The 6,783-nt window shown below is 65.8% G+C and carries 4 protein-coding genes and 1 pseudogene; all 5 read left to right on the forward strand.

The annotated features are described in order from the left end of the window. Positions 1 to 152 precede the first annotated feature (152 nt). Entirely contained in the window at positions 153 to 830 is a 678-nt protein-coding gene (locus V7P99_RS07245) for an LON peptidase substrate-binding domain-containing protein (protein ID WP_333794127.1), read from the forward strand. An 11-nt stretch (positions 831 to 841) separates the two neighbouring features. Beyond that, positions 842 to 1,066, forward strand: coding sequence for a Trm112 family protein (locus V7P99_RS07250; RefSeq protein WP_333794128.1), 225 nt, complete (start codon positions 842 to 844; stop codon positions 1,064 to 1,066). 352 nt (positions 1,067 to 1,418) lie between these two features. Next, positions 1,419 to 2,402 (forward strand): GNAT family N-acetyltransferase, encoded by a 984-nt coding sequence (locus tag V7P99_RS07255; protein ID WP_333794134.1) that lies wholly within the window; start codon positions 1,419 to 1,421, stop codon positions 2,400 to 2,402. 195 nt (positions 2,403 to 2,597) lie between these two features. Continuing rightward, the gene (gene mutS, locus V7P99_RS07260; protein ID WP_333794129.1) at positions 2,598 to 5,432 is read left to right on the forward strand and encodes a DNA mismatch repair protein MutS; all 2,835 of its coding nucleotides are present in this window, start codon (positions 2,598 to 2,600) and stop codon (positions 5,430 to 5,432) included. Between the two features lie 80 nt (positions 5,433 to 5,512). Beyond that, positions 5,513 to 6,783 (forward strand): annotated as a pseudogene (locus V7P99_RS07265) ([protein-PII] uridylyltransferase); the annotation flags it as partial.

The raw sequence follows: 6,783 nt of genomic DNA on the forward strand, positions 1-6,783 counted from the left end.
TCGCATTCGGGCGGATCCGCCCGAATGGGTGAAGATGCTCGCTCAAACAAATAACTAGAGAATTTGCAGTGAGCGCACGCGAACGGAAAATGCTCTAGTCTCGACACGCCTCGCCGCAGACGCTCACCCCCAAAAGCATAGAGGAGCCTTACGTGGCCTTTGCAGACCAATACAGGCATCCGTCCGATCTTCCGACCCGCCTGCCGCTTTTTCCGCTGAGGGGTGCGATTCTGCTGCCGGGTTCGACGCTGCCGCTCAACATCTTCGAGCCGCGCTATCTGGAGATGATCGATGACGTCATGAGCGGGACGCGTATGCTCGGCATCGTGCAGCCGGTCGGCTCGGATGACGATGAAAGCCCGCCCGGCAAGTCCGTGCCGTTGCGCCGGATCGGCGGCGCGGGGCGTGTGACGAGCTACCAGGAGCTGGACGACGGGCGCCTTGCCATCGCCCTGACCGGCATTTCCCGTTTCGAGATCGTGAACGAGGCCGAAAGCGGTCGCTCCTATCGCACGGCGACAGTGAGCTACGAGCGTTTCGCGGCCGATCTGACCCGAGGCCTCGGCGAGAATGACGTCGATCGGCCACGCCTGATCGAGGCCTTGCGCACCTACCTCGACGAGCACAATCTGAAGACCGACTGGTCCGTGATCAACCGCGCGCCGAGCGAGTTTCTCGTCAACGCGCTCTGCGTCATGTGCCCCTACGGACCGGAGGAGAAGCAGGCGCTGCTCGAGGCCGATGACCTCAAGACGCGCGCCGAGGTGCTCGTGGCCTTGGCGGAGATGGAGAGCGCGACGCGCGGCGGCTCCGGCGGCACGCTTCAGTAGGAGAACGGCCGATGAGCGACGACATGCGGCACGCGGCGGGGGAGCCCGATCCGAAACTGCTCGAGCTTCTGGTTTGCCCCGTGACCAAGGGCCCGCTGACGTACGATCGCGCGGCGCAGGAGCTGATCAGTCCCAAAGCCAACCTTGCGTTTCCGATCCGCAACGGTGTGCCGTTGATGACGGTGGAAGCGGCGCGATCGCTCGGCGATTCGTCCTCGACGCCCGGCGGTGACTGAGCATCGCATTGTCGTGAAAATGTCTCCGAATGATGCTTGAGTGCCGTTGCCCGGTTCCTGGAGTTCTTGGACATCGGTTCGGTGGTAGTGAGTGCTCGTGCTTCCGGAAAAGTGGAAACCGGTCATGGCGGAGCCGTGCAAGAGAAAGACCGGGCGGAGCCATGCAAGTTAAAGTGTCCGAGAAGAAGCGCGAGGAACCAAAAGCTTAGAGCCGTTCCTCGATTCCACTCAAATCCGAACGGCTCTAGACCGCGATCGCCAGTGTGTCGGGTCCGGAAAACCCGGATCGAGAGAGGCGCTGGTCGGCATGTGATTTCGGACGGGACCCATGAGCATCGCACGGCAGGAGAGGATGCGCCGATTGACCAAGCGCATCACGGGCCCATGGCAGGAAAATATCCTGGGCCGTGCCGTACCGGGCAGCCTTCTCGCCTTTGAAACGCCGGAGGCAAGGCTCCACAGTGGCGGGCTTCTCTCGCCGCGCCAGCCTCCCGCGAAAGTTTACGGCCGCATCGGTGATCTCGAGGTGCGGCTCGCGCAGGGGCGCAAGGACATCCTCCGCGCACAGCGGCTGCGCTATTCCGTGTTCTACGAGGAGATGAGCGCCACGCCGAGCGTGATCGCCGGCATGCGCCGCCTCGACCAGGATCCTTACGACGCCATCTGCGATCACCTCCTCGTCGAGGACCGCAGCGCCGTCCGCTCCGGCGCTGGAGCCTGGGTGCGCACACGCCGTCCCCACGTGGTGGGAACGTACCGCGTGCTCCGGCAGGAGGTGGCCCAAAGGTCGCTCGGCTTCTATACGGCGAGCGAGTACGACATCGCACCGCTGATCGCCGCCCGCTCGCCGCGGTACCGCTTCATGGAACTCGGCCGATCGTGCGTGTTGCGCCCTTACCGTACCAAGCGCTCGGTAGAGCTGCTGTGGCACGGCCTTTGGACGTACATTCGCGAGCACAAAGTCGACGTGATGATCGGCTGCGCGAGCTTCGAGGGTACGGATCCCGAGGCCCACGCCATGGCGCTGAGCTTCCTGCATCATAATGCGCTGGCCCCGCCCGAATGGCGCTGCCGCGCGCATGACCACCTCTACGTCGCCATGGACCGCCTGCCGCGGGAAAAAGTGGATGCGAGAGCAGCTTTGCGGGCGCTGCCCCCACTGATCAAGGGCTACTTGCGCCTCGGCGCGTTCGTCGGCGACGGTGCAGTGATCGACCGCCAGTTCGGCACTGTCGACGTTCTGGTCGTGCTTCCCGTGGAAAATATCGACCCCCGCTACTTCGAGCACTTCGGCGCCCCCGACGAGCTCAAAAGCCGCGTTGCCGTGGAGGCATAGATCATGGCCGCCTCGGGCCCTTGTCCGTCCGTAGCGTGACTCATCGGTCGCGTTGCAGAGCGGTGGAGGAGGGCCCACCGGGAAGCCGGCTGGATTTGTCCCTGCTTTTTCCCGCCTTGATGACCCGAGGATTTCCAATCCTGCCGCCGACCGGCTATGCGTTGGCCGAGGAATGGGAGGGAGCGGACGGGCGGCATGGCAGGGGCAAGGCGACATCGCAAGGACGGCGCGGCAGGGAGCGGGGCGGCCACCGACGGCCCGTCCGTCTCGCCGAGTCCCGCGCCGGCCGCTGCCGGCGAGGTTACGCCCTCGATGGCGCAATTCCTCGAGATCAAGACCGCCAATCCGGATAGCCTTCTTTGGTACCGGATGGGCGACTTCTACGAGTTGTTCTTCGAAGATGCGGTGGTTGCCGCCGATGCGCTCGGCATCGTGCTCACTAAGCGCGGCAAGCACCTGGGCCAGGACATCCCCATGTGCGGCGTGCCGATCCATCGCGCCGACGAATACCTGCAGCGGCTGATCAAGCTTGGCTACCGCGTCGCCGTCTGTGAGCAGCTCGAAGATCCGGCGGAAGCGAGAAAGCGCGGGGCCAAGGCCGTCGTGCGCCGCGACGTGGTGCGGCTCGTCACCCCCGGCACCCTGACCGAGGAAACGCTGCTCGACGCCAGGAGCCGAAACTATCTGACCGCCCTCTTTCGTGCACCCTCCGAAGCGGATTCGCCGCTCATCGGTTCGGACGCCGGCGTGGCGCTTGCCTCCCTCGACATCTCGACGGGAGAGTTCGAGGTGGGCGAGACCACCGGGCGCGACCTGCCGGGCGAATTGGTCCGGTTGGCACCGGGCGAGGTGATCGTGGCCGACAGGCTCATCGCCGAGGCTGAGCTCAAGGCGTGGATCGAGCGCGTCGGCGCCGCGGCGACGCCGGTGCCGCCAGCCTCCTTCGACAGCTTAGCCGGCGAGCGCGATTTAAAAGCACGCCTCGGTGTCGCCGATCTCGGGGCGTTCGGCACCTTCAGCCGCGCCGAGCTTGCGGCCATCGGCGCGCTTCTGCGCTATGTGGACCTGACACAGATTGGCAAGAAGCCGATCGTGCGCCCGCCGCGGCGCATGGGACGGGGCGCGACGCTCGTCATCGATGCGGCGAGCCGCGCGAGCCTAGAGCTCACCCGCTCGACGTCGGGTGACAAGGCGGGAAGTCTTCTCGACGCCATCGACTGCACCGTGACGGGCGCCGGAGCCCGCGAGCTTGCCGCGCGCCTCGCCGCTCCGTTGACCGATCCACGCGCCATCGAAGCACGCCTCGACGCCGTGGCGCTGCTCGTCGACGACGCGCCGTTGCGCGAGGCCTTGCGCGCAACGCTCAAAGGCGCGCCCGACCTCGCCCGCGCTGTGTCCCGGCTCGCCTTCGGGCGCGGCGGCCCTCGTGATCTTAAGAGCATCGCCCAGGGTCTGGCGGCCTCGGCCGAGCTGGCGCGCCTGCTGCGGTCCAAGGCGGAGAGCATCGCGTTTCCCGGCGAGATGGCGGCGCTCCTGGCGCGCATCGACGGCCAGGGTGCGGAGCTTCTCTCCATTCTGGACGCGGCGATCGTCGATGAGCCGCCGCATCTGCGCCGCGACGGTGGCTTCGTGCGCCGCGGCTTCCGCCCGGCTCTCGACGAAGCAATCGCGCTGCGCGACGATAGCCGCCGCGTCATGGCCGAGCTCGAGGCGCGCTATGGTGCACTCACTGGCATCAAGACGCTCAAGATCCGTCACAACAACATCCTCGGCTATTTCATCGAGGTGACGCAGGCGAACGCCAAGCCCCTCACCGAGCCGCCGCTCGACGATACCTTCCGCCATCGCCAGACCATGGCCAACGCCATGCGCTTCACGACGGTCGAGCTGTCGGAGATCGAAGGGCGTATCGCCTCGGCTGCGGAGCGCGCGCTCGCCATTGAGCAGGAGATTTTCAACGAGCTTGCGGCCGCTGTCGCGCGCGAGGAACAGATGCTGACCGACGTCGGCGCGGCCCTCGCGGAACTGGACTATACGGCAGCGCTCGCGCACCTCGCCCATCACGAGCGCTATGTGCGCCCGGTCGTCGATGCGAGCCAGGCTTTCGAGATCCGCGGCGGCCGTCATCCGGTCGTCGAGCAGGCGCTGAAGCGCGCCAGGGGCACCCAGTTCGTTGCCAACGATTGCATCCTCGGGTCAGCCGTTGGAATCGAACGGCCGCCGGGGTTCGATGAGATGCCCGAGGCGCGCATCTGGCTCGTCACTGGCCCCAATATGGCCGGTAAATCCACCTTCCTGCGCCAGAACGCGCTGATCGCCATCCTGGCGCAGATCGGCTCCTTCGTTCCGGCAACAGAGGCGCACATCGGCGTGGTCGATCGGCTGTTCAGCCGCGTCGGTGCCGCCGACGATCTTGCACGCGGCCGCTCGACGTTCATGGTCGAGATGGTGGAGACGGCGGCCATCCTGAACCAGGCGACGAACCGGTCGCTCGTCATCCTCGACGAGATCGGGCGCGGCACGGCGACGTTCGATGGCCTCTCGATCGCCTGGGCTGCCGTCGAATATCTGCACGAGGCGAGCGCGGCACGAGTGCTGTTCGCCACCCACTACCATGAGCTGACGGCGCTGGCGGGGCGGCTTGCCTCGGTTGCCAACGTCACCATGGACGTCAAGGAGTGGCATGACGACATCGTGTTCCTGCACCGGGTGAAGGCCGGCGCCGCTGACCGGTCCTATGGCATCCAGGTGGCGAAGCTCGCGGGGTTGCCGCCGCCCGTCATCGCTCGCGCCCGGGAGGTGCTGAGCCTGCTCGAGAAGGCCGACCGGCGCCGAGGCCAGGCCAGCGGCCCGCTCGATGAGCTGCCGCTTTTCGCGGCCGCGCGCCCGGTGAGCGTGCCGGAGCGAAGCGGTCCCTCGCCCGTTGAGGTCGCGCTCGATGGCCTCGAACCGGACGAACTCACGCCCAAGGCGGCCTTGGAAGCGCTCTACGAACTGAAGCGGCTGCGATCACAGAAGACGGACAAATGAGCCGTTCGCAGCGAATGCTGCGATGTCTTAAAATGCTTCAGAATGCTTCCGGAAAAGCGGAACAGCTCTAAGATCGGGCGATGGACAAATCTCAGTTTCCGCCGGCGCCCTACTTCGACCCGCAGGACCTGCGGGAGAGTCTGAGCGCGCTGTTTCACGCTCATGGCAGCGCCGCCGACGCGCGCCCCGAGATCGTTGACCGTTTGAAGGTTCTGATCAAGGCGGCCCGGGGAACGGCGCGCCTTCAGCTCGAGGCGGACGGCAACGGGCGGCGCTGTGCCATGGGTCTTGCCCGCTTCCAAGACGAGCTGGTGCGCCTCCTTTACGACTACACCGTCTCGCACGTCTATCGCGCGACCAACCCGTCCGATGCCGAGCGCATGGCTGTGGTGGCCACGGGCGGCTACGGGCGCGAGATGCTGGCACCGGGCTCCGACGTCGATCTCCTGTTTCTGCTTCCCTATAAGCAGACGCCCTGGGGCGAGAGCGTCGCCGAGTACATGCTCTATCTCCTGTGGGATCTCGGCTTCAAGGTGGGGCACGCCACGCGCACGGTGGACCAGTGCATCAAGCTCGCGGAAGCCGACACGACGATCCGCACCGCGCTGCTCGACATGTGGCTGATCCACGGCGACGCGCATCTTTTCGCGGAACTCGAGAACCGCTTCCGCAACGAGGTCATTCGCGGCTCTGAGCGCGGCTTCATCGACGCCAAGATGCTCGAGCGCAGCGAGCGCCATCGGCGCGCCGGCGCAAGCCGCTATCGTGTCGAGCCCAATGTGAAGGACGGCAAGGGCGGCCTGCGCGATCTGCACACGCTGCACTGGCTCTCAAAATATCTGCTCGGCAGCGAGGTGGGGCCGGAAACCGTCGCGCGGGGTGTGTTCACCAAGGAAGAGGCGGCGACGTTCCGCAAATGCGAGAACTTTCTATGGACGGTCCGCTGCTTCATGCACTTCTACACTGGCCGCGCGGTGGAGCTGCTCTCCTTCGAGCTGCAGCCGGTGCTCGCCGAGAAGCTCGGCTATCGCGATAAGCACGGCCTGCGCGCTGTCGAGCGCTTCATGAAGCACTACTTCCTGATCGCCAAGGACGTGGGCGACCTGACGACGATCCTCTGCTCGGCGCTCGAGATCCAGCAGCTCAAGAGCTCGCCGGTGTTCGACGGCATGTTCAATCCGCTCTCCTGGATGACACGCCGGCAGATCCGCGAAAGAACGGATTTCCGCATCGACAACGGCCGCATGAACATCGCCGACGCGGATGTCTTCAAACGCGATCCCGTCAACCTCATCCGCTTCTTCGCGCAGGCCGAGAACACCAACACGTTCCTGCATCCGAACGCCATCCG

The sequence above is a fragment of the Hyphomicrobium sp. genome, from assembly GCF_036780825.1.
In the GTDB taxonomy this organism is placed as follows: domain Bacteria; phylum Pseudomonadota; class Alphaproteobacteria; order Rhizobiales; family Hyphomicrobiaceae; genus Hyphomicrobium_C.

Coding starts and splice junctions, on each gene's coding strand:
- V7P99_RS07250 (WP_333794128.1), top strand. CDS start 842: ATGAGCGACGACATGCGGCACGCGGCGGGGGAGCCCGATCCGAAACTG.
- V7P99_RS07255 (WP_333794134.1), top strand. CDS start 1,419: ATGCGCCGATTGACCAAGCGCATCACGGGCCCATGGCAGGAAAATATC.
- mutS (WP_333794129.1), top strand. CDS start 2,598: ATGGCAGGGGCAAGGCGACATCGCAAGGACGGCGCGGCAGGGAGCGGG.